23 protein-coding genes and 1 tRNA gene are annotated in these 24,629 nt (G+C 71.9%); 9 read left to right on the top strand and 15 right to left on the bottom strand.

The window, feature by feature from the left end:
• Positions 1–139: 139 nt before the first annotated feature.
• A complete protein-coding gene (locus WME90_RS09595; protein ID WP_437280780.1) occupies positions 140–823 on the top strand; it encodes a hypothetical protein in 684 nt (227 codons plus the stop codon).
• 349 nt (positions 824–1,172) lie between these two features.
• Here the strand turns inward: WME90_RS09595 and WME90_RS09590 are convergent, their stop codons facing one another.
• Positions 1,173–1,640, bottom strand: coding sequence for a hypothetical protein (locus WME90_RS09590; RefSeq protein WP_437280779.1), 468 nt, complete (start codon positions 1,638–1,640; stop codon positions 1,173–1,175).
• A 471-nt stretch (positions 1,641–2,111) separates the two neighbouring features.
• Here WME90_RS09590 and WME90_RS09585 point away from each other — a divergent pair, with 471 nt between their 5' ends.
• Positions 2,112–2,279, top strand: coding sequence for a hypothetical protein (locus WME90_RS09585; RefSeq protein ID WP_437280778.1), 168 nt, complete (start codon positions 2,112–2,114; stop codon positions 2,277–2,279).
• A 564-nt stretch (positions 2,280–2,843) separates the two neighbouring features.
• Here WME90_RS09585 and WME90_RS09580 read toward each other — a convergent pair.
• The 3 genes from WME90_RS09580 to glnE form a co-directional block, all read right to left on the bottom strand.
• Positions 2,844–4,034: a carboxypeptidase regulatory-like domain-containing protein gene (locus tag WME90_RS09580; protein ID WP_437280777.1), complete on the bottom strand. Its 1,191-nt coding sequence runs from the start codon at positions 4,032–4,034 to the stop codon at positions 2,844–2,846.
• 637 nt (positions 4,035–4,671) lie between these two features.
• Positions 4,672–5,214: a hypothetical protein gene (locus WME90_RS09575; protein WP_437280776.1), complete on the bottom strand. Its 543-nt coding sequence runs from the start codon at positions 5,212–5,214 to the stop codon at positions 4,672–4,674.
• 48 nt (positions 5,215–5,262) lie between these two features.
• Entirely contained in the window at positions 5,263–8,421 is a 3,159-nt protein-coding gene (gene glnE / locus WME90_RS09570) for a bifunctional [glutamate--ammonia ligase]-adenylyl-L-tyrosine phosphorylase/[glutamate--ammonia-ligase] adenylyltransferase (protein ID WP_437280775.1), read from the bottom strand.
• 125 nt (positions 8,422–8,546) lie between these two features.
• Between glnE and WME90_RS09565 the strand changes: the two genes are divergently transcribed.
• Together WME90_RS09565 and WME90_RS09560 are read left to right on the top strand one after the other, a co-directional pair.
• Positions 8,547–9,278: a metallophosphoesterase family protein gene (locus WME90_RS09565; RefSeq protein ID WP_437280774.1), complete on the top strand. Its 732-nt coding sequence runs from the start codon at positions 8,547–8,549 to the stop codon at positions 9,276–9,278.
• 212 nt (positions 9,279–9,490) lie between these two features.
• Positions 9,491–10,423, top strand: coding sequence for a diguanylate cyclase (locus WME90_RS09560; RefSeq protein WP_437280773.1), 933 nt, complete (start codon positions 9,491–9,493; stop codon positions 10,421–10,423).
• 130 nt (positions 10,424–10,553) lie between these two features.
• On the opposite strand, the gene WME90_RS09555 is transcribed toward WME90_RS09560, so the two are convergent.
• The 3 genes from WME90_RS09555 to fni all read right to left on the bottom strand — a co-directional run bounded on the left by WME90_RS09555 (position 10,554) and on the right by fni (position 13,093).
• Entirely contained in the window at positions 10,554–10,931 is a 378-nt protein-coding gene (locus tag WME90_RS09555) for a response regulator (RefSeq protein ID WP_012234398.1), read from the bottom strand.
• Positions 10,932–10,933: 2 nt separating this feature from the next.
• Positions 10,934–11,779 (bottom strand): GAF domain-containing protein, encoded by an 846-nt coding sequence (locus WME90_RS09550; protein WP_436604990.1) that lies wholly within the window; start codon positions 11,777–11,779, stop codon positions 10,934–10,936.
• 234 nt (positions 11,780–12,013) lie between these two features.
• Positions 12,014–13,093, bottom strand: coding sequence for a type 2 isopentenyl-diphosphate Delta-isomerase (gene fni / locus WME90_RS09545; protein WP_437280772.1), 1,080 nt, complete (start codon positions 13,091–13,093; stop codon positions 12,014–12,016).
• A 172-nt stretch (positions 13,094–13,265) separates the two neighbouring features.
• Here fni and WME90_RS09540 point away from each other — a divergent pair, with 172 nt between their 5' ends.
• Positions 13,266–14,231: a hypothetical protein gene (locus WME90_RS09540; protein ID WP_437280771.1), complete on the top strand. Its 966-nt coding sequence runs from the start codon at positions 13,266–13,268 to the stop codon at positions 14,229–14,231.
• Positions 14,232–15,524 (top strand): argininosuccinate lyase, encoded by a 1,293-nt coding sequence (argH, locus tag WME90_RS09535; protein ID WP_437280770.1) that lies wholly within the window; start codon positions 14,232–14,234, stop codon positions 15,522–15,524. It begins immediately after the preceding gene.
• Positions 15,525–15,563: 39 nt separating this feature from the next.
• Here the strand turns inward: argH and rpiA are convergent, their stop codons facing one another.
• From rpiA to WME90_RS09500, 7 genes are all read right to left on the bottom strand, one after another.
• A complete protein-coding gene (gene rpiA / locus WME90_RS09530; protein WP_437280769.1) occupies positions 15,564–16,262 on the bottom strand; it encodes a ribose-5-phosphate isomerase RpiA in 699 nt (232 codons plus the stop codon).
• Positions 16,263–16,276: 14 nt separating this feature from the next.
• Positions 16,277–16,936 (bottom strand): phospholipase D family protein, encoded by a 660-nt coding sequence (locus WME90_RS09525; RefSeq protein WP_437280768.1) that lies wholly within the window; start codon positions 16,934–16,936, stop codon positions 16,277–16,279.
• A complete protein-coding gene (locus WME90_RS09520) occupies positions 16,933–17,376 on the bottom strand; it encodes an acyl-CoA thioesterase (RefSeq protein WP_437280767.1) in 444 nt (147 codons plus the stop codon). Before WME90_RS09520 ends, WME90_RS09525 begins: the two co-directional genes overlap by 4 nt.
• Before the next feature lie 5 nt (positions 17,377–17,381).
• Positions 17,382–17,957: a DUF3501 family protein gene (locus WME90_RS09515; protein WP_437280766.1), complete on the bottom strand. Its 576-nt coding sequence runs from the start codon at positions 17,955–17,957 to the stop codon at positions 17,382–17,384.
• 34 nt (positions 17,958–17,991) lie between these two features.
• Positions 17,992–19,224: a heterodisulfide reductase-related iron-sulfur binding cluster gene (locus WME90_RS09510; RefSeq protein WP_437280765.1), complete on the bottom strand. Its 1,233-nt coding sequence runs from the start codon at positions 19,222–19,224 to the stop codon at positions 17,992–17,994.
• Between the two features lie 295 nt (positions 19,225–19,519).
• Positions 19,520–19,948: a rubrerythrin family protein gene (locus tag WME90_RS09505; RefSeq protein ID WP_437280764.1), complete on the bottom strand. Its 429-nt coding sequence runs from the start codon at positions 19,946–19,948 to the stop codon at positions 19,520–19,522.
• Between the two features lie 83 nt (positions 19,949–20,031).
• Positions 20,032–20,571: a Fur family transcriptional regulator gene (locus tag WME90_RS09500; RefSeq protein ID WP_437280763.1), complete on the bottom strand. Its 540-nt coding sequence runs from the start codon at positions 20,569–20,571 to the stop codon at positions 20,032–20,034.
• Between the two features lie 446 nt (positions 20,572–21,017).
• Between WME90_RS09500 and rpsU the strand changes: the two genes are divergently transcribed.
• From rpsU to WME90_RS09485, 3 genes are all read left to right on the top strand, one after another.
• A complete protein-coding gene (gene rpsU / locus WME90_RS09495; RefSeq protein ID WP_012234386.1) occupies positions 21,018–21,242 on the top strand; it encodes a 30S ribosomal protein S21 in 225 nt (74 codons plus the stop codon).
• 199 nt (positions 21,243–21,441) lie between these two features.
• Entirely contained in the window at positions 21,442–22,593 is a 1,152-nt protein-coding gene (locus WME90_RS09490; protein ID WP_437280762.1) for a glycosyltransferase, read from the top strand.
• 190 nt (positions 22,594–22,783) lie between these two features.
• A tRNA-Pro gene (locus tag WME90_RS09485) sits at positions 22,784–22,858 on the top strand.
• A 149-nt stretch (positions 22,859–23,007) separates the two neighbouring features.
• Here WME90_RS09485 and WME90_RS09480 read toward each other — a convergent pair.
• Entirely contained in the window at positions 23,008–24,612 is a 1,605-nt protein-coding gene (locus WME90_RS09480) for an amidase family protein (protein ID WP_437280761.1), read from the bottom strand.
• Positions 24,613–24,629 lie beyond the last annotated feature (17 nt).

The raw sequence follows: 24,629 nt of genomic DNA, 5'->3' as shown, positions 1-24,629 counted from the left end.
CGCCGCTTCGCCGCTCCCCCGCTTCCGTTCGCCGTCGCCGGCTCCATCTCCACTTCCCCTTCCCCACGTCCCCGCCGTTGCCCCACCGTCACGCCCGCCCGTCGTGAACTGCGCCCGTGAACCCCTCGGCGCCGCGCGCTTGCGGGCGCCCGTCCTCGTTCTCGTGCTCGTGGTCCTCGCGGCGCCGGCCGTCGGCTGCGGCTCCCGAGAGCAGCTCGTCGGGCCGCTCGATCTCGTGGGCGCAGGGGGCGCCCCCGACGCGCCCCCGGACCCGCCGGCGTGCCAGGAGGACGGGGGCCCCTGCCAGGGCGCGGCGGACTGCTGCAGCGCCGTGTGCGCGCAGGGGATCTGCGGCGGCGACAGCTGCGCGCAGGACGGCGCGCCGTGCGCCGCCCCGGGCGACTGCTGCGCCGGCCTGTGCTGCAGCGGCGCCTGCGTCGAGGGCGTCTGCGCCGAGGCGTGCGCGCCCGGCGGCTCGACGTGCGGCGAGGGCGCGGACTGCTGCACCGGGCGCTGCAACGCGGGCATCTGCGGCGGCCGCAGCTCGGACGGGGACGCGTGCGGATCGGCCGACGCGTGCTGCTCCGGCGTCTGCGAGCGGGGCGTGTGCGGGGGCGCGGACTGCTCGCACGCTCCCTGCGAGATCGGCGCGCCGCTCGCCGAGCGCCGCGGCGGGTGCGCGGCGGAGCTCTGCCGGTTCGACCCGTTCTGCTGCACCACGCGCTGGGACGAGATCTGCGTCGGCGAGGTCCCCGGGCTCTGCGGGCTGACCTGCGGCGCGTGCGCCGCAAGCGGCAGCCGCTGCGCGTCCGGCGAGGCGTGACGAGGGCAGCGGCCCCGCCGTCTGCGGGTCCCAGTGCATCCACGGCCCGGAGACGGTGGAGCTGATGCGCTGCGTGGGCAGGAGCTGCGGCGGCGGGACCTGCTTCTGACCTGCGGCGCCAGGCGTGATGTCGGCTCGACGCGAGCGGGCCTCGCGCTGGCGCGGGCTCGCTGCGCCCGGGGCTCCTCCCGAGCGCGTCCGGAGCGCGGATCTGCTGAGCACCTGACGCGCAATAGGCGCTTCCGCCGGGGTGGACTACAGCAGATCCTGATTTCGATTCCGGTGCTCCCCGCCGACTTTCCGACCGGGAAAGAGGGAAGGCTGTGGCACCATGAGTCCACGAGCGAGCTCATGTCGAGAGAGCTCGGGGGGAGGGCTCAATGCCGAGAGGCGAGACATCGAAGGATACGTCCAAGCAGAGAAAGCGGGTCGGGAGCGGCGAGCGCGAGCAAGCTGCGCCTGCGACGTCCCAGGGCGAGGCGGGTCGGACGGCTCCGCGGAGGCGGACGAAGTCCCCTGCCGGCGCACGAATGGCGGCGGGGTCGACCCGGCGAGCGACCCGGGCGAAGAAGGGAGCGGGCAAGGCAGGAGCCAGCGCCGCGGCGCGGCCGGGCACGGCGCGGAGCACCACCGCGGAGAAGAAGAAGGCCACGAGCGCGCCGAGGAAGGCGACCTCTGGACAGACGAGCCGGAAGCGAAGCGCCACGGCCAAGAGGGTGACCACGACGAGGAAGCGGACCGCCGCCGGCGGGGCGGCGGGGCGCGCGCGGAGCACGGCCGGGACGACGACGGCCAGCGGGCGAAAGACGACGCGCAAGGCGGGCGCGAAGCGAGCGGCGCCGCAGCGCGCAGCCGCGATGAGGTCGCCGTCGGCCGGCGGACGCGCCGGGCGCGGAGCGGCACGGCGGACGAGGGCGGCGAAGCCGGGCACGCCGAAGGCGGGGCAGAAGCGCGCGACCGCCGGAAAGCGGTCGGCGGTCAGCTGAGCCGCTGCGTCGGGCGCGCCGCTCGCTGCGGAGCGCCCACCCGCACCTTATCTCATCGCATTCCCATCACAGGCAGTGCCCGGAAGTCGCTCGGGTGTCGAGCCTCCTCGCGAGGCCGCCGCGCCCCGATGCGACGGCCCCCAGCTCCCTCCGGCGGCGAGGGAAGACGCCGGCGCGCGCCCGCTCCGGGGCGATGGCGACGGACGCCCCCGGAGCGCGGTGTCCTGTTCGAAGGCGCGGCCGGCTCGATCGCGGCCGCGCCCAGGCGCGATCACGGAGACGGCGGCAAGGGTTCGCCGACCATGAGGACCACCCATGTGGCGCTCAGGAAGTGGTACGGCGCCCCGCCGAGACCCGGCATCGTCGACCGCACGCCCGCGCGCCGCGCGCAGAGCGGGCAGCCCGCGTCGCCGCGCCGGCCGACCAGGTACCGGCGCGATGACGGCGGCGGCGACGCAGGATGGGCCTGAACTTCATCGCCCTCCATCACTCCGCACATACCCCCCATCTCGCCCTGCCGCGAAGGCGCCTCCGTGCGCCAGGTCTCCTGCGATGCCCCGCGCGACCGCGGCGCGCGACCGCCCTCGCGGAGCCAGCGCTCGATGGTCCGACATGCAGCCGCTGGCGTAGGGCGATGCTGGACCATCATAGGAATGTTCCTTCTGCCGAGCGGAAAGCCAGCGACTCAGGCCCGGCATGCGACCCCGCACTGCGGGCGAGATTCATCCTAGCAGGATCGCCGGGCCATGCATGGATGACATTCCGTATGTGCGTGGTGCCTCCCACCGCGACAGCCTCTTGTCTCGGCTGTCGTCATGCTTGTCGGCTCCGTCGGCTTCCGTCGGCTTCCGTCTCCTTCCTCGGCTCAATCGATATCTCCGAGGCGCGCACGGCGGCAAGGATCGCGTGTGGGGCGACTCGGGATGGAGACGACGTAGTTCAGGAGAATGCCGACATGCATTCTTCAGCCCCGGCGGGGCGCTCCGGGGCCGGCGCGCGGACGCCGGTGGCCCGGCGCACGCGAGCGACGCGGGTCACTGCGGGATGGGGATCGGCGGCGGCTCGTCGTCGGGCACGATGCAGGACGACAGATCGAACAGCATGAAGAGCAGCGCTTTCTCCTGAGCCGTCAGCTCCGCCGTGGAGCAGCCCTCCGGGAAGGGCGGGCCCGTGAGGTCGCCTGCAGAGATATGGATGTCCGTGAACACGAGGCGCCCGCACTGCTGATCTGCTTCGGCGTCGATGGGCGTGTTGAAGGTGAAGTACTGGACCCCGGCCGGCGCGGGCTCATTGTAATAGATCCACCGCGTCGAGACGCCCTCGGTCACGTCGTTCACCGTGTGCTGCGCCCCGTTGATCACGATCTCGCCGGGCACTTCCGACGCCCCGACATTGACGAGCCAATCCGCCAGCGCCTGCCCCTTCGGGAGCGTGGTGTCCACGAGCGCCGTGAGGGGGCTCTCGGGGTCCTCGTTGAAGTCGTCCCAGACCGCCGTGTCCGGGAACGGCGCCGGCCCCCGCTTCAGCCAGACGTTGTGCCAGTGGGACGCGAACACGCGCCCGCCGAGCGCGGTATAGTCGAACATGGCCTGGCGCGCGGACTCGGGTTTGTCTTCCACGTACGGGTCGCCCTCGCAGGAGAGGATCACCATATCGTACTGGCGCAGGGCGTCGACGGTCCCCCAGAGGCTCGTGGCCGACGTGAGCACCGCGCCTTGATTCAGGCGCTGCGTATACTGCGTCGTCACGGGGAAATCGCCGCCCCCGCGGCCGGCGAACAGGTTGACCCGTCCGGTCCCGGTCTCCGGCGTGAACTCGCTCTCGTCGATCCCGAGCTTGTGCAGCAAGCACTCGAGCGGATCGGCGCCGCCCGTCGTGAGCGCGATCTTCGGGATGTGGCCCTCCGCCTGGTTGCGCGGCAACCGGATGATCCCGGCTTCCGTCGTGGTGTCCTGGCATCGCTCGACGACGGGGAGCGTCATCTCGCGGCGCCACTTGCCCACCTGCACGACGAGCGGGATGTTCTCGCCGACAGGCACGTTCTCCAGCACGAAGTTTCCTTTCGTGTCGGTCAGCGCTGTCACGAGGGGTGAGCCAGAGAGCGTCGCGCTGCACTGATCGCAGGTCGCGCCGTCGGGGATGGGATCGAGCGGAGCATTGGGGACGTAGACGATCACGTTGTAGAGGGGCAGTTTGCCCGAGGGGTCGTATACGGTGCCGCTCACCGTGGTCGTCGCCCCGTTCTCGCATTCGACCTGCTGGCATTCGAGGCCCTCGCAGGCGCCCTCGCCTCCGGCACCGCCCCCGCTGCCGATCGTCTGGAAGCCGCCGAAGCCGGTGCCACTTCCATTTCCATTCCCAATCCCACCGCCAGGCCCCGCGCCGCCGGACCCTATAGGCGCAGTGCCCCCCGTGTCTCCGCAGGAGCAGCCAGCCATGACGCCCGGTGCTACAGCGATCGCAGCCATCAAGACTCCCGCCTTGCCCGACCAAGTCAACATTTCGAGCCTCCCGGCGACGCGAGCAAAGGTGCTCTGCTGCCGCCCAGTCTCCATCGTAGGCCATGCCGTAGAAATCGGGAAGTATGTCCGACAAAGAGCAGGAATGGAGCGATGGTATACTAGGGCAAGGCCTGATACCTCTGACTACCGCCTCCGCGGAGGACAAGCGCGTGGCACGGCCAGACGGACCGAACAGTGGATCTCCGCGCCTGCGACATGGTGCGTGATGCAATGACAGACAGATTGGCGGATCGATGATTCGTGACGGGCGCGTCGCGCATCGGCTCGGCGCAATCGCGCGGCCAGCGCGGTCGCGCGACGATCGCGTCGCGCACCTCCGGCTCCCCGGAGCCCGGGCGGATTACCGCGGATCGACGCGGGTCAGCCCGAACCAGAGCACGGCGTGCCACCGCTCGTGCCACTTCAGCAGCACCGGGCCGATCGCGAGCCCGGGCTCCACGGTCCGCAGCTCGTCCTTGATCGCGCTCACGGGCCAGGGATTTCCGAATGCCTTCTCGCCATACGTCAGCGCGAGTGTCGGCTTGCCGTCGAGCTCCGAGGCAATCAGCTGCGCCTTGAAGCGGCACACGCGGCTCCCGAAGACCACGTTCGTGCCGGAGTTGCCGCCATGGTCGAACTCGCTGCCTTTCCAGGGCAGCCAGCGCGACGCGAGCGCCGTGATCAGCGGGCGCGTCGCCAGGTGGACGCCGGCCGTCGGCTCCAGGGCGAGCACGCGCCCCCGCGGCACATCGCCGAGCTCCGCCGGATCCGCCGGCCTCCCTGCCTCGTAGAACTGCCTCAGCGCACGCGGGTGCGCGCCGACGAGGCTATCGAGGGAGGTCGTCTCGGTGACATGACTGTGCCCGGCGGACGGGCGTGCGCTCTGCTCGCTCTGGGTGGTCATCGGAACGCCAGGCATTCCACCGCGTCCGACAAGGGTCAACGGCAACCGTCAGCGCGCGTTGCCCCCCGCGCTCACCGTGCTCGCCTCTCGCGCCTCGCTCGCCTCCCTCGGAGGCGCAGCGCCCGGCGCCGCGCTCCCCGCGACGATGGCCTCGTACGCCCGGCGGACGCGCTCGGTGATCGCGCCGTAACGCGCGAGCAGCTCGCGCGCGGCCTCGGCCGCGGTGCGGCCCCGGATGCCCGTCCGCCGCGCGAGGAGCGGGACCCCGGGCGCGTCCTCCTCGAGGAGCTGCGAGGCGTCCGCGTGCACGATGCGGATCCGCTGCTCCAGCTTGCGCAGGAACGCATGGCCGTCCCGGAACGTCTCGGCGTGCTCGGCCGAGAGGTACCCGGCCGCGGCGAGCGCGTCGATCGCCGCGAGCGTCTCCGTGGTCCGGACGCGCGGATCGGCGCCATGGCGGATTTGCAGGAGCTGCACCGAGAACTCGATGTCCGCGAGCCCGCCCCGCCCGAGCTTGAAGTCGCGGCGGCCGCGGCGCTCGTGCGAGAGCTCGCTCTCCATGCGCAGCCGGAGCCGGTGGATCTCCTCGGCGATCCGATCGAAGTCGTCTGCCTGGAGGTACGCGGCCTCGTGCGCGATCGCGATCGCCTCCGCGCCGAGCTCCGGATCTCCGGCCGACGCGCGCGCCCGGATCAGCGCGAGCCGCTCCCAGATCGCCGCGCGCATGTGCCGCGCTCCGGGCGACGACTCCGGCTCTGCGGGCGCCGGGGACGCCGCATCCCCGTGGCGGATGCCGTGGTATCGGGCGAACGAGTCGACCGACGTGACGAGCAGCCCCTGGCTGCCCGACGGGCGCAGGCGCGTGTCGAGCTCGTAGCCCGGGCCGGCGGCGTGCGACATGGAGATGAGCCGGATGATCTGCCGTGCGCGCCGCGCATAGTAGGTGCCGGGATCCGCCCCGTGCGCGCCGGGCGGCGCGCACGCCGGGTCGAACAGGAAGAAGACGTCCAGATCCGAGCCGTAGCCGATCTCGCGGCCGCCGAGCTTGCCCATCGCGATCACGGCGAGCCCTCGCACGGGCTCGCCCGCCGGCGTCCCCAGCGCGAAGCGCGTCGCGGCCTCGAGCGACGCGTCGGCCAGATCCGAGAGCGCGAGCGTCGCCTCGCGGGTGCCGACCTCGCCGCTCAGGTCGGCGAGGCCGACCTCGATGGTGACGCGCGCCTTGGCGCGCCGGAGCGCCGCGATGAGCGCCTCCTCCGGGTCCTCGTCGGGCGACGCCTCGCTGAGGCTCGCCTCGATCGTGTGCCTGATCAGCTCGGCGCTCGGCGCGCCGCGCGCGAACAGCACGGCGTCGACCAGCTCCGGGTACCTCACCATGGCGTCGCCGATGAACGCGCTCGACCCGAGCGCCTCGACGAGCCTGCGGAGCGCGCGCGGATCGTCGCCGAGCATGCGCGCGTACACGGAGGAGTGCCTGATGCGGGAGAAGCACAGCCGGAGGAAGCGCGCGGCCTGCTCCGGATCGGCGGCGTCGACGACCGCGGCGAGCAGCGTCTCGGCGAGCGACGACGACGCCTCCCGGCTCCGCGCGCCGAGCAGGCCGTCCGGGTGGCGCGAGAGCTCGAAGAGATCCTCGGCGACGTCGCGGAAGCGCGCCGTCAGCGAGGCGTGCGGCTCCGGCGGCGCGGCCTGCTCGGGCGCGGCGCCGGAGGCGGCGGCCGCGGGGTCGCCCCCGGGGCCGCTGAGGACGAGCACCGCGTGCTTCGCCAGCGCCTCGGCGAACGCGCCGCGATCGCCGCTGTCGAGCGCGGCCATCGCGTCGATCCACCGCGACGGCCTGGCGCTCCCCTTCGGCAGGAGCGACAGGAGCCGGGCCTTGATACGGCCCCGGCGCTGCGCGGTATCGGCCAGGAACGCCGCGGCGTCCTCGAAGCGCAGCGTCCGGGCGAGGCGCTCGATCTCGGCCTCGCCGTCGGGGAGCAGGTGCGTCTGCACGCCGGTCGCGGACTGCACGGCGTGCTCCGCGCGCCGGAGCGCGAGGTAGCCCTCCACGAGCTCTCGGCCCTCCCGGTCGGTCACGTACCCGAGGGTGCGCAGGCGCCGCAGGCCGTCGAGCATGCCTTGCGCTCGCGCGCGGGGCTCACGCCCGCCCCAGATGAGCTGCAGGGATTGCACGAAGAACTCCGCCTCGCGGATCCCGCCCGGGCCGAGCTTCAGGTCGCGCGACGCGTCGTGCGGGAGCTCCGCGCGAGCGCGCTCGACGAGCTCGATCATGTCGACGGCGAGCTGCGGATCGACCTGGCGCCGCCACACGAAGGGGCCGAGCACCCCGAGCGCCTCGGCGCCGAAGTCGAGATCGCCGGCGATCTCGCGGGCGCGGAGCAGCGCGGCGCGCTCCCAGAGGCGGCCGAACGACTCGTAGTAGCGCTCGGCGGCGGCCAGGGAGTTGACGATCGGGCCGCTCCGGCCCTCGGGGCGGAGCCGGAGATCCACGCGCCAGACGAAGCCGTCCTCCGTGACCTCCTCGAGCGTCGACGTCAGGCGACGCGCGACGCGGGCCCAGAAGTCGTGCAGGGTGACCGAGACGGCGCGGTCGCCGGGCAGGCCCACCTGGCCATCGTCCGTATCGTACAGGTAGATCAGATCCACGTCGGAGCCCGCGTTGAGCTCGTCGCCGCCGAGCTTCCCCATCCCGAGCACGACGAACTTCGAGCGCGCGCCCGTCGCGGTGCGCGGCTCTCCGAACCGCGCGGTCACGGCGGAGACGGCCTCGGCGAGCGCGACCTCGATCGTGGCCTCGGCGAGCGCGGTGAGCTCGCGGGCGGTGACGTCGATGTCCGCGCCGCCAGCCGACGGCGGGAGCAGCTCGCGCAGCGCGATGCGGATCCGCTCCTCGCGCGCCACGCGCCGGAGCTCCCGCCGGACGCGGTCCGTGTCCGAGACGTCGCCGACGCGGCTCCGGATCCGCGAAAGGTACGTGGCACGATCGCGGGCCGTCTGGTGGCCTTCCGCCGCGAGCCGCTCCGCGATGTCCGGATTTGCCTCGATGATCGCCCCGATCGCGGGGTAGGCGGCGGTGAGGAGCGCCGCGATGGCGAAGGGCATCGTCCCGGGACGCAGGCGAGGCGACAGCCGCGCCGTGCGGTCCTTCACGCGTTGCTCATCGATCGCGCTCGCGATCTCCAGCAGCTTCGAGACCTGTTGCATGGCGCGAGGCTAGCAAGACCGTAGGGGCGTGAACGGCGGTTCCGCAGGGCCCGACCGCCGGTTTATCGCGACCGGGCCCCACCTCGCGCCTTGGCGGCGTCGCTCTCAGATCCTATGCTCGCCGGGTGCGATTGCTCTGCGTCTCGGATATTCACGGCCACGCCGACGCGCTCGCCGCGGTCCTGGCCACCGCCGAGCGCCGAGGGTACACTCACCTGCTGGTCGCCGGAGATCTCTGCTTTCCCGGCCCGAAGCCGCTGGAGACGTGGCGCCGGCTCACGCAGGCCAAGGCAGTTTGCGTACAGGGCGGATCGGATCGTGCCCTGGCGACGCTGGACATCGACAAGTACAGGCCGCGGAGCGAGCACGAGCGAGCGCGGCTCGATCGCCTGTCCCAGACGCGCACCGAGCTCGGCGAGCTGATCCTTGCGCGTCTGGCGCGGCTCGCCCAGACGTTCCGCCTGCCGCTCGAGGACGGGGGCGAGCTCGTGCTCGTCCATGGCTCCCCTGCGGATCCGCTCGAGCCGATCACTCACGACATGACGGACGAGGAGGTGCTCTCCCTGCTCGGCGACGATCCGGCGGACGTCGTGATCTGTGGCGGCTCCCACGTCCCGTTCGATCGGATGGTGGGCGGCGTGCGCGTCATCAACGTCGGCTCGGTGGGTGAAGCGCCGTGCTCGATACGGGGCGACGTGGATCGCGTGCGCGTCGGTGCGCGCCCTCCCGGCGAGCTTGTGCGGAGCGAGGCCGTCTCCGCGTATGGCGCGGGGCACGCCGACGCGACGTTCATCGAGCTCCGAGCGGGCGAGCTCTGGGTCGAGCAGCTCGTGGTGCCGCTCGGCAGGGCCGCGTAAGCGCGCAGGTGAGCAGGTGCGCGGGAGCGCTCCGTCGGGAGCGACGCGCAGGCCGTGGGAGAGGCGGGAGACGTGGACCACGTGGACCACGTAAACCACATGGAAGGCGCGCGCGTGGATCCGTCACGCACCCTACCCGACAAGGAACATCGCCTGTGCCATGCCCTCCCGCTTGAACCTATTTCAAGGATTTAGGATCATCCTCAGGGAGCATGGGCAGCTACCTCCCCGACGATGACTTCGAGGCCACGCGGGTGGCCAACGTTGGGGAGCTCCACAAGGAGATCCCGGCGCGCTCGCCGAAGGACCGCGCCTACCTCATCGTGCTCGCTGGCTCGAACGTGGGCGAGATGTACCGGGTCGAGGGCGCCGAGATCGTGATCGGCCGGGCATCCGGGGCGACCATCCGGCTGAACGACGACGGCATCTCGAGGCGCCACGCGCGCCTCCTCCAGATGGACAGCCAGGTGCTGATCGAGGATCTCAACAGCTCGAACGGGACGATGGTGAACGGCGAGCACGTGACGCGCGTCGCCCTGCACGACGGCGACAAGATCCGCCTGGGCTCGACGACCATCCTCAAGTTCACCTACCACGACCACCTGGATGAGTCGTTTCAGCAGCAGATGTACGACGCCGCGCTGCGCGACGCCCTCACGAAGGCCTTCAACAAGAAGTACTTCCTGGATCGGCTCGAGACCGAGGTCTCGTATGCGCGGCGGCACGGCGCGAACCTGTCGCTGCTCATGTTCGACGTCGATCATTTCAAGAGGATCAACGACACCTTCGGGCACCTCGCCGGGGACTACGTCCTTGCGAGGATCGCCAAGATCGCGAGCCACACGGTGCGGACCGAGGACGTGTTCGCGCGCTACGGCGGTGAAGAGTTCGGCATCCTGTGCCGCGGCGTGGGGCTCGAGAACGCGGGCATCCTCGGCGAGCGGCTGCGCCTGCTCATCGAGGGGTCGGTCTTCGAGCACGAGGGCGTTCGGATGCCGACGACGATCAGCGTCGGCGTCGCGGCGCACCCCGAGCTCTCGGTGCAGACCGGGATGCAGCTCATCGCGGCGGCCGATGAGGCGCTCTACGAGGCGAAGCGCACCGGCCGCAACCGCGTGCTCCTGAAGTTCGGCCAGAAGACCTGAGCCTGGAGCCCGGGATCACCGCAGGACCGACCCGCGCGGCAGGGCGCTGGGCGCCGCGCCGATCGAGCCGCCCGCCGGCGCCGAGCGACGGCTGGGCGCGGGCGACCGGGCGCGGCCGCCGGCCCGCGCCTCAGTCGATCTTGAGGAGCTCCTTGACCTTGGCGATGACCTGCGGCGCCTGGATGGGCTTCGTGATGTACGCGTTCGCGCCGAGCTGCAACGCGCGCTGACGATCCTCCTGAGACCCCTCGGTGGTGATGATGATGATCGGGGTGTCCTTGTGGACCGGATCCGTGCGCACGCGCTTGACGAGCTTGAGCCCGTCCATGATCGGCATGTTGATGTCCGTGATGATCACGTCGTACTTGGTCGAGGCGAGCTTGCGGAGACCGTCGACGCCATCGTCTGCCTCGGTGACGCGGAGGTTCTTCACGCGCGCCAGCGCGAAGACCAAGAGCTGCCGCATCATGGGCGAGTCTTCAACGATCAGACACGAGTACTCGGCCATGATCAGTCCTCCAGGTCCAGGAATGCCTGGACGCCAGGCACCTTCCGGCCGGCGTCGGTGAAGAGCCGCGCGTTGATGAGGGCGGGGGCGGCCTGGGCCCCGAGGAGCTTGAAGAGCTCGGTGTCCACGTTCACGAACTCCGTCTTTTGCGGGAGCGTGCTGAAGATCGCGATGACACCCACGGTGCGCCCGTTGAAATCGAGCGGGATCACTGCAGCGGGATCCTCGATGCTCCCCTTGGAGACGTCCTTGGTCTCGTCGAAGAAGATTTCCCCCTTCGAGAATGCCTGGCCGACGACGCCTTCGGTCACCGGCATGCGAGCGATCTCCTCGACCGCGACGCCTTCGCTCGCGATCGAGACGAGCTCCTTACCATCGGGAGACGCCAGGTACACGGAGAAGGCGCCCGCCCCGAGGAACTGCGCCAGGAGCTCCTTCAGGTTGCGGAGGACATGGCGCACGTTGCGCGCCGCGTGCAGCTGCGACAGCGCGACGTACAGGTTCGCGAGGTTCGCGAGCTCCCCCTCCGCCTCCGAGTAGCGGCTGTTGAAGCGGTCCGAGGCCGCCACCATCCGCACCGACTGCGTCACGAGGTCGCGTTTCTCCTGCTCGAGCTCCTCGATCTTGCGGAGCAGATCGCGGATGGCCGAGTCGCTCGCGAGGTGCGCGCGGAGCTTGCCGTTCTCCGACTCGAGCTCGGTGATCTTGTCACGAAGGCGCTCGTTCTCGCGGAGGAGCTCCTCGGTCAGCTGCGCCCCCTTGCGGAAGAACTGCTGAATGAAGGCATCGCGCTCCTTCTTCAGGTCCTCGGGGGGACGATCGCTCGGACGCCCTTTTTTCTCCGTCATTTTATCCCGGGGTTCTCCAGAGCTTCGGACCGTATCATGCGGGGCTGACCGGACGGAAGCGCCGAGCGCGGGCCAGAGGCGCCCGGGCCACCACCGCCGCCCCCGCCAAGGACAGCGACCGCTTGGCGCCTCGCAGCCCCCGCCAACAACGTCGGATCGGGCCCGCTGGCCCTACCCCGGGGACCGGATCCCGCCTTCTCGGCCCCCCTACCCCCGTTACCCCCACCGCCACGACTACGCCCTCTCCATCTGCTTCAGCAGCTTGGTCCACCGTCGCAGCTCCCGTCCAAGGAGCACAGGTGTCTTCCTGAGCGACGCGACGTCGCGCGCCCCGACGAGCAGCATGACCGCCCGGAGCTCCGCCTCGACGCCCTCGAGGTACCGCACCGCTGCGTCCCGTCCCCCCGAGACGAACGCCTGGAGGACCGGACGCGCGATCCCGGCCGCGTGGGCGCCGAGCGCAAGCGCTCGAGCGACGTCGAGGCCGCTCGTGATGCCTCCGGTCGCGATGATGGTCTTGAAGCGCGGACGGATGGTGCGGGCGATGAGCACCGATGCGGCCGTCGGTACGCCCCACTCGCGCAGCGCCTCCCCGAGGGAGCGGGCCGCGCCCTCGGCGCGCGCCGCCTCGACGGCGACCCAGGAGGTGCCTCCGGCGCCGGAGACATCCACGTCGCGGACGCCCGCCCGCACCAGCCGGTACGCCGTCCCCGGGCCGATCCCGCAGCCGGTCTCTTTCGCGATCACCGGCACGCTGAGGCCGCTCGCCAGCCGGCCGATCGCCTCCAGCGCGCCGGCGAAGTCTCGGTCGCCGCCCGGCTGGACCAGCTCCATCGCGGGGTTCATGTGGACGCAGAGCGCGTCGGCGCCGACCTGGGCGACGAGCTCTGCGACCGCCTCGGTCGACAGCGATCGCGCCTGCACGGCGCCGATGTTCCCGAGGAGGAGCGTCGTCGGCGCGTGCTGTCGGACCTCGTACGTAGCGGAGGCGTCGCCGTTCAGCATCGCCCGCTGGCTCCCGAGCCCGAAGCCGTACCCGCGCTCCTCGGCGATCAGCGAGAGCTCCCGGTTGATCGCGTGCGCCCGCTCCGTCCCGCCCGTCATCGCCGCGATCAGGAGCGGAGCGCGGAGCCGCTTCCCGAGCAGCAGCGCCGAGGTGTCGATCGCGTCGAGGGAGAGCTCTGGCAACGCGTCGTGGATGAGCTCGACCTGCTCCAGCAGCGTGGTCTTGGCGTGGAACCCGACATCGCCGGTCGCGCACAGATCGATGTGGTCAGCTTTCCTCGCGGAGATGTCCTTCGCCTCTTCCGTCATGGGGGCACAACTTTACGCGGCCGCTGACCGCCGTCGAAAAGGAAGTGGCATGGACAAAAAAACGCCAAAAATCGCGCCCCCGACCCAGGCGTTGCCGCCCGGCCCGCCTTCTGCTGTAGCTGCGCGGGAACTACCGCGCGACCGGCGCGCGGCGGTGGCATACAGTAGCTGTATGGACCTCCCGGACGAACCCCAGATCCGCTGGATCCTTCGTACGACCGCGACGCTCCTCCAGCACGGCGCGGAGCCGGTGCGCGGGCTGGTGCAGCCGACGGCCGAGTTCTTCCCGGACGCGTTCGACGGTTCGCCGAAGACGGTGGCCGCCCTGATGCTGCGGGTGCAAGAGCACGCCGGGCTCCAGGATCTCTCGGTGGAGCTCGCGGTGGTCACCCCGGAGGGGCAGGCCAGCACCGTGAGCTGCTCGAGCGGCGCGTGCGGCGGGATGGCGCTGGATACGAAGCTGGAGCGCGTCGCGCCGCGCGGCGACGGCGGGTACCGGGTCGCGCTCTCCGCGGGCGAGCTCCGCAACCCCACCGTGCTCACGACGGCGTTCGTGCGCGCCGTGTCGTTCATGTTCCTGAGCGAGGCCGGCGCCTTCGACGCGCTCGCGCCGTCGGACCGCGAGCCCGCCGTGGATCTCGCCGCCGTGCTGCTCGGCTTCGGCGTCCTCGCGACGAACGGCTCCTACCTGTACGCGAAGGGCTGCGGCGGCGTGCAGGTGCACTCGGCGACAAAGATGCCGGTCGATGAGCTCGCGCTCGCGCTCGCCGTCTTCTGCCGGCTGCACGACGTGCCTGACCGGACCGCCGCGCGGCACCTCGACGTGACGCCGCGCGCCCACTTCGACGAGTCCGCCGTCTGGGCCAGCTCCAACATCGCGCTCGTCCGCATGCTGCGCGCCGCGCCGGACCGGATCGCCGCGGACGACTTTGCGATCGGCGAGTCGAGGAGCTGGCTGGCCCGCGCGCTCGGCCTCGGCAAGCGCCGGCCGGCGCGGACGGCGGACGACGAGCTGCGCGAGCTCGAGCGAGAGCTCGCGCCCGCGGCCGGCGCGGCGAAGCCGCGATCGCTGGACGAGGGCAAGGCCAAGAAGCTTGCCGAAATCCGTGCTCTCGTGGACGAGAGCCTGGGGAGCTGAATGAGCGTACGACTCTGGGACAAAGGGGGCGCGACCGACGCCCAAATGCTGCGTTACACCTCGCGCGACGACTGGCAGCTCGATCAGCGCCTGCTCGCTTACGATCTGCGCGCGACGATCGCGCACGTCCGCGGGCTCGCGCGGATCGGCGTGCTCAGCGAGGCGGAGCGGGACGCGCTCGTCCGCGAGCTCGAGGTGCTCACAGCGCAGAACGAGGCCGGCGAGCTGCGGCTCACCGAGGACGACGAGGACGGCCACAGCGCGATCGAGGCCGCGCTGGTCGCCCGCATCGGCGACGCGGGCAAGAAGGTGCACACCGGCCGCAGCCGCAACGATCAGGTGCTCGTCGCGATGCGCCTGTACGAGCGCGACGCGCTGGACGAGCTCGCCGAGAACGCGACGGCCGGCGCCCGCGCGCTGCTCGAGCTCGCCAGGCGCGAGGCGGAGACGCCGATGCCCGGCTACACGCACCTGCAGCGGGCGGTGCCGTCGTCCGTCGGCTACTGGGCCGCCTCCTTCGTCGAGGGGCTCACGGACGCGGTGGACGTCGTCCGCGCGACGCGGGCGCTCGTCGATCGCTGCCCGCTCGGCGGCGCGGCGGGCTTCGGCGTGAACCTCCCGCTCGATCGCGCCGGCGTCGCGCGCGAGCTCGGCTTCGCCGGCGTGGCGCTGAACCCGCTCGCTTCCCAGACGTCGCGCGGCATCATCGAGGCGCAGATCCTCGCGGCCGCGTGGCAGGTGATGGCCGTGAGCCGCCGGCTCGCGTGGGATCTCAGCCTGTTCGTGATGAGCGAGCTCGCGTTCATCCGGCTCCCGGAGGCGTTCACGACCGGCTCGTCGATCATGCCGCAGAAGCGCAACCCCGACGTCGTCGAGCTCATGCGCGCGGCGTGCTCGGTCGTCCAGGGGGCGCTCGCCGAGGTGCAGACCCTCGTGGCGCTCCCGTCGGGCTACCACCGCGATCTCCAGCTCACGAAGGGCCCCACGATGCGCGGGCTCGACGAGGCGCTCGCGACGTCGCGCCTCCTGCCGCGGCTCGTCGAGGGGCTCGCGTTCGACCGCGAGCGCATGGCCCGCGCGATCACGCCGGAGTGCTTCGCGACGGATCGCGCCGTCGAGCTCGCCGTGGAGGGCGTCCCGTTCCGCGAGGCCTACCGCAAGGTCGCGGCCGAGATCGCGGCGCTGCCCGCCGGCGACGCCGCGGCGAGCCTCCGCGCGCGCGTGTCGCTCGGCGCTCCGGGCAACCTCGCGCTGGACGACCTGGCCCGCAGGCTCGATCGCCACGCGCGCTAGCCCCGCGCGGCGGAGATCCCGGAAGGGGCGCGCGCCGCGCTAGCGCTGCCGCTTCAGCTCGCGGACGGCCCCCGCCTCCGCCACCAGCACGAGGGTCGCCATGCCGAGGAACAGCCCCGTGTCGACGACGCCGGGGATCTTCCGGATGCGCGCGTCGACCTCCGCGGGCGCGTCCATCGGGCCGAACGCGGTGTCGAGGATCCAGTTGTGGTTGTCGGTCTGGAAGGGGTACCCCTCCGCGTTCTTGCGGATCGCCGGCTTGCCCCCGAGCGCGGTCAGGTGCCGCGCGGCCGTGGTGCTCGCGAACGGGACCACCTCGACCGGGATGGGCACGCGCGAGCCGAGCTTCTCGACGAGCTTCTCTGGGGTCACGAGGATGATGAACTGCGCGGCCTCGTAGGCCACCACGCGCTCGCGGAGGAGCGCGCCGCCAAGGCCCTTGATGAGGCCGAGGTCGGGCGCCACCTCGTCGGCGCCGTCGACGGCGACGTCGAGGCGATCGACCTCCTCGAGCGACACCATCGGGATGTTCTCGCGCCGGGCGAGCGCCGCCGAGCGCTCCGACGTGGCGACGCCCTTGACCTGGAGCCCGCCGCGGACGCGCTCCCCGAGGCGGCGGAGGAAGGCCTCGGATGCGCGCCCGGTGCCGAGGCCGAGCAGCATCCCGCTGTCCACGCGCGCGAGCGCGGCGTTGGCGATTCGATCGAGGTCGGAAGGGTCCGGTCCCGCGGTGCTCATGCGCTGCTCATCGGTCATCGGGACGGTCCGCGCAACGGGATTTTGTCGAGCTGGTCGAGCGGCCCCGGGCAGAGCGGCCGGAGCCTGCAGCCCTTGCACTCGGCGCCGGTCCAGATCGCCTCGAACGTCGCCTGCATCTCGTCGAGCAGGAGGTCGTCGTCGGTGAGCACGCCCGCCTCGAAATTCCGCCGCCCGTCGCCCTTGGCCCCGAGCCCGGCGCCCGTCAGGTTCGCGGAGCCGAGGTAAAGGAGCGCGCCGTCGACGGCGATCATCTTCAGGTGGACCCGCGGGCAGCGCCGCATCTCGATCGGCGGCCGTGGCCGGCGGCGGAGCTCGGCGCGGAAGGCGCGCGACGGGACGCCGGCGTGCAGCAGGCGCAGCTCGACCCCCCGGGCGGCGAGCGCGTCGAGCAGGTCGAGGAACGACATGTACCGGCCGCGCGCCCGCGCCCTCGATCCGATGGGCGCCTCCACGCGCAGCTCCTTCACGTTGGCCGTCGCGATCCACACGGAGACGCGGGCGTTCGCGACGGCGCCCATCACGAGCGCGTCGTAGTGCGCCCTGTCGCGGAGGAGCGTCAGATCGACGCGCCGCTTCAGCAGCGATCGCCCCGTCGGCTCCTGATCGGCCCGCGTGCGTCCCCGCGCGCGAGGGCGCGCCGGCCGCGCGCTCACGCCCGTCGACCGGCGCTGGAAGGCGCCTGATCGGGCTCGAGGTGCGCGCCGAGCAAGGCCCGGACGTCCTCCGGCATCGGGACCGACACCAGCTGCACGAGGTCGGTGGTCACCACCGTGTGCCGTAGCTCGGCCGAGAGCACGCCGTCGTGGGCGCGGTGCATGCGATACCGCAGGGTCGCGCTCCGCCTGCCGATACGGACGACCGACGTCTCGATCCTGAGCGCCTGGCCGTAACGCACCGGCGCCGCGTAGTCGGCCTCGACCCGCACCGCCGGCAGCCCGATCCGCCGCTCGAGGATGAGCCGGGCGTAGCCTCCCTCGAGCGGCGCGAAGAATTGCTCCATCGCCTCGTGCGCGTAGTTGAGGAAGCGCGCGAAGAAGACGATGTTCGCGGCGTCGACGTCTTCGAACTTGATCGGGCGATCGAGGCAGACCATCGCGGCTACGAGAGATCCTCGGCGAGCTTGTCCAGGGTCGCCCTCCCGAGCGGCGCCTTCACGGCGTAGCGCGGGTGCCCGACGACGAGCGACACCGCCGCCTTCTTCGCCTTGATCGCGGCCTGCGCCGCGGCGGGGAGATCCGCCTTGAGGTAGTGAACGGCCGTCGTCCGGTCCTCCATCGACCCGTCCCGCTTGCCGAGCGCGCGCGTGGCGACGCCGTCGATCTCGATCGACACGGTGTCCTCGAGGCCCACGAGATCGACGAGCATCCGGTCGCGCAGCGCTCGGTCGGGGATCTCGACGAACAGCGTCAGGCTGAGCTGCCCCGCGCCGGGGATGAGATCGTTGTACGTCTCGATCTCGTGGAGGATGCCGCTCTCGCTCGTGATGCGCTCGGTGCGGAGCATCTCCTGGATCTGGAAGAGCACCGAGTCGCGGTTCTCGAACACCGCGGTCAGGTGGTCCCCGATCCGCACGCGGCGGGGGCGCTTCTCCTCGATGATGCGGCTGCGGAACCGCTCGCGGATCGCCTCGTATTCGCCGATCCCGAGCACCTCGTTGCGATCGATGGGACGCATGACGCTCCTCTCCTTGACGACTTCGGACCGAGGCTTACGACGTCGGGCCGAGCCCGTACGCCTGGGCGAGCGCCTCGACCGGGTGCAGCACCTTCGCGCCGCTCTCCTTGACCATCCTGAGGCCCGCGAGGGTGCAGTCGCTGACGATGACGTCCGCGCCCGCGACGCCGCGCACGAGCTTCGACGCGTACTTGCGGCCGGTCTCGTAGTGGGCCGCCTTCATCCCCCACGTGCCGTCGACCGCCGAGCACTGCTCGATGACGCGCACGTCGGTGTCGGGGACGATGCCGAGCACCCTGGCGCCGGGGAAGCCGATCTTCTGCGCGCGCAGGTGACACGCGGCGTGGTACGCGATCGTGCCGAGCCCCTTCTTGAACTCGCGGTTGAGCTTCTTCTCGCGGCCGAGCTGGACGAGGAACTCCATCATGTCGACCGTCGCGGCCGCGACCTCGCGCGCCTCGTCCGTCTGCAGGTACTCCGGCCACTCCTTCTTCATCGTGTAGCCGCACGTCGGGCCGACCACGACGATCTTCCTCCCCCTGCGGACGTGGGGGAGCAGGACCGCGACGTTGTGCTTCACCTTCGCGGTGAACGCCGCGAGATCGCCGCCGTCGAGGTTCGGCATCCCGCAGCACGTCAGCGCTTCCGCCGGGATGCCTCGCGGCTCGTCCGCCGAGGAGCAGCCTGGCACGTGCACCGCGTAGCCGTTGTGCTCGAGGACGCGGACGGCCGCCTCGGGGACCGCGGGCGTGTTGTACTCGCCGTAGCAGGTCGCGAAGAGCACCACGTCGCCTTGCTTGCCGGCGTCGGCCGCGGCGCCGTGCTCCGCGAACCAGGACGAGAACGGCTTGCGCGCCATCTCCGGGAGCGGGAACTCCGACGAGATCCCGGTCACCTTCTCCTGCACCTTGCGCAGCAGGCGGCTCGCCTGCACGAGGTTCGCGAGCGGCGCGACGGCGCCGGAGCCCAGCTCGCCGATCAGCTGCGGCTCGCCGAGGATCCTGTCCACCAGCGGGATGCCCTCCCGCTGGGCGCGCACCGCGCGCTCGCGCGCGAGCACGCGCGGGAAATCCACGAGCTCGTAGGCGTGCTCGTCGGCCGTGTACGGGCACTTGATGTAGCAGAGCTTGCACTGCCAGCACTCGTCGCCGATGGCCTTGAAGTCTTCGTAGGTGAGGGCCTCTGCGCCCTCGGCGACGCCGGCCTCGATGTCCCTGTCGACGCGCGCGAAGAGCTCGGGGAACGAGCCGCAATACCCGACGCACATGCGGCACTCGTGACAGATCTGGAACGTCCGCCGCAGCTCTGCCTCGAGATCGCGGGGTTCGAGATATCGCTCGTCGTTCGGCGATGTCGCCGGTGGACGGTGTGGTGCACGCCGGATGACGCTCACTTGTCGGTTCCTCTCAACGTCGTCAACAGGGGGTACGGCGCGAAGGGCCGGCTCGCCGCGCGGCGCGGCGCCGGACCGCGGTCCTGGCCGCGATGGCGCGTGCGCCCCGGGTCGAGCCGCCGACGGCTCGGCGCGCCCCGGAGCGCTCGCGCTCTCGCGTCGGTCGCTCTCAGAAGTCGAGCGACTGCAGGGCCTTCGTGAAGCGGCCCGCGTGAGACTTCTCGGCCTTGGCGAGCGTCTCGAACCACTCGGCGATGTCCTCGAAGCCCTCTTCACGGGCCTCCTTCGCGAAGCCCGGGTACATCGTCTCGTACTCGTGGGTCTCGCCGGCGACGGCGGCCTTCAGGTTCTTCTCCGTGTTGCCGATCGGCAGGCCGGTCGCCGGGTCGCCCGCCTGCTTGAGGTAGTCGAGGTGGCCGTGCGCGTGGCCGGTCTCGCCGTCCGCCGTGTCCTTGAAGAGACCGGCGACATCGGGGCGACCTTCGACGTCCGCGACCTTTGCGAAGTACAGGTAGCGGCGGTTCGCCTGCGACTCGCCGGCGAACGCATCCTTCAGGTTCTGGTGCGTCTTCGTGCCCGTCAGCTGCTTGGTTGTCATGGGTTCGCTCTCCTTCGGTTGAACGGCTGGGATGATGAGTCCCTGGTGCCCGTGCAGGTCGGCTCGGCGGCTCGGCGAATCCGCTAGACACCTCCGGAGCGCCGCGCTCCTCGAGCCTCTGCAGGGCGGAGTCGACTGCTCGCCGCGCCGCGCCCGGCGCCGTGCGCCCTGGCTCGCGCGCCTTCGTCCCCGTGGCTGCCCTTCGCGCAGGCGGCGCAGAGCCCGCGGTAGATCCGCTCGACGGCGCGGACCTCGAAGCCGGGCGCGGCCGCGAGGGGCGCGGGGACCATCGCGCCCGAGCGCTCGGCAGACGGGCCGGGCGGCTCGCACGGGACGTCGCGGACGAGCCCGCAGCGATCGCAGACCGCGTGGTGGTGCGCCGCCATGTTCGGGTCGAAGCGCGAGGCGCCCGGCGACAGCGACAGCGCCACGCACAGCCCCGCGGACGCCAGCGCATCGAGCGTGTTGTAGACCGTGGCGAAGCTCATCGTCGGCAGCGCCGGCCGGAGCCGCTCGAACAGCTCCTGCGCCGTGGGATGCGTCGGATCGGCCGCGAGCTCGCGCACGATCGCCAGGCGCTGCGGCGTCAGCTTGAGCCCCGAGGCGCGCACGCACGCCAGCATGGAGGCGACCCGAGCATCCTCCGCGCCCCCCTCGCGATCGAAGCCTACCGCGCGCCCCCGGGCATCGCGGGGCGCAGCCCCCTTTGCCGCAGGTATCCGCGAGGTCCCCACGGCGAGAGATGTACTTAGAAAGTTTCTCAATTGCAAGTCCTAATAATCACCGGCGGCAGCCCGAGAAATCCGGGGCAACTCGGGCAATTCTGAGGAATCCAAATCAGCCGGACGCACCCTGCGGATGTGCCGCGCGGACGTGCGGAACATCATGTGGATGGTCGATGAGCCCGGCTGACGCGCCACGACGCTATGCTCCACGGCTGCCGGGATGGCTCTTGCTAGGCTAGAGGGCCTCTGCCATAGTGCGCGCCCCGCGATGCCGGCGCCCGCCGGATTGCATGCAGCCCGCCAACTGGGCCAGTTTTTTTTCCCAGCAGAGGACGCTTCGAGACATGCCGACAGACGCCATTCAGTGCAAACCGCTCGAGGTCGCCGTGGGCGACAAGGGTATCGAGCGCGCCATCAAACATCTGAAGAGGAAGATGGCCGCCGAGGGGATCCTCCGCGAGCTGAAGCGGCGTCGGCACTACATGAAGCCGTCCGTGAAGCGACGGAAGAAGGCCTCGGAGGCCGCTCGCCGCCGCCGGAAGCGGTCCAAGATGGACATGGTCGCATAGAACGACCGCCCCTCGCGCAAGAGCAGCGGGCCAAGACGCAGAAGACGCACACGGACGCTTGATGCGAGCGTCCGCGGCGTGCTCTGCGTCTTGTCATTTTGTCTTCTCCACCTGTCGCCCCGGGGTGGCGCGATCACGCCCGCGCGTCCGAGCGACGTGAAGGCGGCGCTCGCGCAGCGTCCTGGGTTGTGAGGTCCCGATGCGCGCCGTGGTGGTCACGACGTCCTATCCGGCCAGCGACGAGGATCCTTCCGGCCATTTCGTGCGTTCGTCGGCGGAGGCGCTCGCGCAGCGCGGCGTCGAGGTCCACGTGATCGCGGCCGGGGGATCGGTCCTCGATCCACCTTCTCGGGACGGCCGGCTCGTCGTCCATCGAGCAGGCGGCGGCGCGCTGTTCGCGTGGCCAGGCGCGGTGGCGCGCGCGCGCGAGTCGCCGCTCCGGCTGCTCTCCGCGGCGCCGTTCGCGGCCGCCGTGTTCGAGCGGCTCCGTGAGGTCGGGCCGGTCGATCGCGCGGTGGCGCACTGGATCATCCCGTGCGCGTGGCCGCTGCTGTCCGCGCTGCCGCGGACGCCGCTCGAGGTGCACGCGCACGGCGCCGACGTCCGGCTCCTGCTCCGCGCGCCTCGCGCGGCGCGCGCGGCGGTGGTGAGCGCGCTCCTCCGGCGCGACGCGCGCTTTGTCTTCGTCGCGCGCGCGCTGCGCGACGCGCTCGCGGGCTCGCTCGCTCCGGAGCAGGCTCGCGCGCTGGAGCTCGCCTCTCGCGTCGAGCCCTCCGCGATCGATCTGCCGCCGGTCGCTGGGCGCGCGGCCGCGCTCCGGGGCGAGATCGTTCAGAGCCCCGGCGAGCGCCTCGCCGTCGTGGTGTGCCGGCTGATCGCGACGAAGCGGGTCGAGCTCGCGATCGAGGCTGCGCGCGCGGCGGGCCCCGGGTTGCGCCTGGTCGTCGTCGGAGACGGTCCGGAGCGCGCCGCGCTCGAGCGCCTCGCGCGCCGCACCGGCCTCGCTGCAGAGAGCTCGCCCGCCGCGGGCGGCGCGGGCATCGCCGCGACGAGCGAGGGCCGCGCGGCGGTGCGCTTCACGGGCGCGCTCCCGCGAAGGGAGGCGCTCGCATGGATCGGCGCAGCCGACGTGCTGCTGCACCCGTCATCACACGAGGCCGCCCCCACGGTGATCCGCGAGGCGCGCGCGCTCGGCGTGCCCGTCATCGCATGCGACGCGGGCGATGTGGTCGCGTGGTCCAGGAGCGACGATGGCATCCTCGTCGCGGACGGCACCGCGCGGAGCCTCGCAGCCGCGCTCCGCAGCGTCCGATCGCGCCGCTCGGATCGCGCGCCCGCAATCTTTCGCTGACGCGCGCTGACGCGCGCTGAGGGACAAGGCATCCTCGCCGAGCCCTCCGTACTCAGCGCCCGGCTGCAGCCAGCGCCGAAGGCCCCGTCCGGAGCGGGTGTACGATCCGCGTCGCGATGCCCTTGCAATTCCCAAGGCTTCGACTACGGTGCGCCCTCGCTCCGCAGCGAAACGAAGCAGCGGAGTGGCTCGGGGCGTAGCGCAGCCTGGTTAGCGCACTTGACTGGGGGTCAAGGGGTCGGTGGTTCGAATCCACTCGCCCCGACTGGTCCGGCGGAGAGGTTCTCCGGCGGACCTTTCGGCTTTGTAGGGCTTCAGTGCCTGTCGACTGTGGACGCGTCTGACAGCGTCCCCGCAGCGGCGTCGTAGAGATCCGGTGTCATCCGGGTCCCCCGGCTCCCGACGTTCGCCGCGTCATCCGGCGAGCGAGGGCGGTGAGACGGGCGTGATGGGCCGATCCGTCTCGCCGCCGAGCTCGTCCTCGATGGCGATCATGGCGGCCAGCACCAGGTGCTCGCTGAAGGGGAAGCCGACCACCTGCACCCCGACGGGCAGCCCCACGCTCTTGGCATCGACCTCGGCGGCCCGCTTCTCCAGCCGGTCGCGCGGCGGCTCGCGGCGCGCCTCCTCGGCCCGCACGCGGGTCACGGGGACGACTCCGGCCGGAAACTGCGTGAGGTTCCAGAGCATCGCGGCGCTGCCCGCGAGGACGAAGTCGCGCGACGCGGTGTGCGGCAAGGCCGGCGTGGCGTACGGCGGGCAGAGCAGCAGATCGAGCGCCTCCGCGCGCATCGCGGACGCGATCGCGGCGCGCGCCTCGCGCAGGGCGTGCGTGGTGCGCCAGAACTCCGAGACCGATTTCGGCCCGGTGACCTCGAGCAGCCGCTGGAGCCGCCGCTCGCCCGCGAGGCCGGCGACGCGCGCGGCCGCGCGGCGCGCGAACGGCGGCAGCGAGGCCATCGTGCGGAGCGAGCGGAGCGAGACGTCGATGTCCGTCGCCTCGCCGCCCTGCTCGCCGCGCTCGAGGAGCGACAGCGCCGTCGCGCCGCCGTCCGCCGACAGCGCGCCGAAGTACGCGTAGACCGCGTCGGGGATCCCGGGCGGCGTGAACGGCACGACCGTCGCGCCGCGCGCGCGCAGGGCCGACGCCGCCTTCGCGACCGCGCGGGCGACGGCGGTCGAGGGAGGGACCAGCCCGTCGTCGCAGTAGAACCCGACGCGCAGCCGCGCCACCTCGACGCTCGCCGGCTCGACGAACGGGAGCGGCGGCACGCGGACGTCGAGCTCCGCCATCGACGCGGGCTCGAGCTCGGACATGACGAGCGCGATGTCGCGGGCGCTCCTCGCCATCGGCCCAACCTGCGCGCGGATCGCCTCCTGCCCTAGCAACGCCGTGTTGCTGCCCTTGTTGGTCCAGCGATCGAGCGTCGGCTTGAGGCCGACGATGCCGCAGCAGTGCGCGGGGACGCGGATGCTGCCGCCGATGTCCGTGCCGATGCCGAGCGGCGACATCCCCGCCGCGATGGCGGCCGCCTCGCCGCCGGACGAGCCGCCTGGGCTGTGATCGAGGCTCCACGGGTTCGCCGTCTGCCCGAAGAGCGGGTTGCGCGCCTCGTTGTACAGGAGCAGCTGCGAGACGTTCGTGCGCCCGAGGATCACGGCCCCCGCGCGGCGGAGCAGCGCGGTGACCGCCGCGTCGCTGGTCGCCCGGTGCCCCTTGCGGGAGGCGACGCCGAGCGTGGAGGCCATGCCCGCCATGTCGAGCGACTCCTTGACTGTGATCGGGAGCCCGTGGAGCGGACCGCGGACGTCCCCGCGACGGCGCTCCTCGTCGAGGCCGCGGGCGGCCGCGAGCGCCTCGTCGCGGAGCACCTGGGTGAAGGCGCGGAGCCGCGGCTCGAGCGCGTCGATCCGCGAGAGGTGCGCCCGCGTGAGCTCCTCGGAGCTGATCGCGCGCGCCGCCAGGAGCGCGGCGAGGGCGGTCGCTGAAAGATGGGTCGGATCGGTCGATGTGCTCACGGCAAATCGACGAGTAT

Origin of the sequence: Sorangium sp. So ce375 (assembly GCF_051473855.1) — a bacterium.
Lineage (GTDB): Bacteria > Myxococcota_A > Polyangia > Polyangiales > Polyangiaceae > Sorangium.
Note: the sequence above shows the minus strand (reverse complement) of the source record. Positions and strands in the feature narration are given on the sequence as shown.

Coding starts and splice junctions, on each gene's coding strand:
- WME90_RS09550 (WP_436604990.1), bottom strand. CDS start 11,779: ATGACGGAGAAAAAAGGGCGTCCGAGCGATCGTCCCCCCGAGGACCTG.
- WME90_RS09510 (WP_437280765.1), bottom strand. CDS start 19,224: ATGTGCGTCGGGTATTGCGGCTCGTTCCCCGAGCTCTTCGCGCGCGTC.
- rpsU (WP_012234386.1), top strand. CDS start 21,018: ATGCCGACAGACGCCATTCAGTGCAAACCGCTCGAGGTCGCCGTGGGC.
- WME90_RS09505 (WP_437280764.1), bottom strand. CDS start 19,948: ATGACAACCAAGCAGCTGACGGGCACGAAGACGCACCAGAACCTGAAG.
- glnE (WP_437280775.1), bottom strand. CDS start 8,421: ATGCAACAGGTCTCGAAGCTGCTGGAGATCGCGAGCGCGATCGATGAG.
- WME90_RS09520 (WP_437280767.1), bottom strand. CDS start 17,376: ATGGTCTGCCTCGATCGCCCGATCAAGTTCGAAGACGTCGACGCCGCG.
- WME90_RS09490 (WP_437280762.1), top strand. CDS start 21,442: ATGCGCGCCGTGGTGGTCACGACGTCCTATCCGGCCAGCGACGAGGAT.
- WME90_RS09560 (WP_437280773.1), top strand. CDS start 9,491: ATGGGCAGCTACCTCCCCGACGATGACTTCGAGGCCACGCGGGTGGCC.
- fni (WP_437280772.1), bottom strand. CDS start 13,093: ATGACGGAAGAGGCGAAGGACATCTCCGCGAGGAAAGCTGACCACATC.
- WME90_RS09515 (WP_437280766.1), bottom strand. CDS start 17,957: ATGCGTCCCATCGATCGCAACGAGGTGCTCGGGATCGGCGAATACGAG.
- argH (WP_437280770.1), top strand. CDS start 14,232: ATGAGCGTACGACTCTGGGACAAAGGGGGCGCGACCGACGCCCAAATG.
- WME90_RS09585 (WP_437280778.1), top strand. CDS start 2,112: ATGAGGACCACCCATGTGGCGCTCAGGAAGTGGTACGGCGCCCCGCCG.
- WME90_RS09540 (WP_437280771.1), top strand. CDS start 13,266: ATGGACCTCCCGGACGAACCCCAGATCCGCTGGATCCTTCGTACGACC.
- WME90_RS09500 (WP_437280763.1), bottom strand. CDS start 20,571: ATGCTGGCGTGCGTGCGCGCCTCGGGGCTCAAGCTGACGCCGCAGCGC.
- rpiA (WP_437280769.1), bottom strand. CDS start 16,262: ATGAGCACCGCGGGACCGGACCCTTCCGACCTCGATCGAATCGCCAAC.
- WME90_RS09575 (WP_437280776.1), bottom strand. CDS start 5,214: ATGACCACCCAGAGCGAGCAGAGCGCACGCCCGTCCGCCGGGCACAGT.
- WME90_RS09555 (WP_012234398.1), bottom strand. CDS start 10,931: ATGGCCGAGTACTCGTGTCTGATCGTTGAAGACTCGCCCATGATGCGG.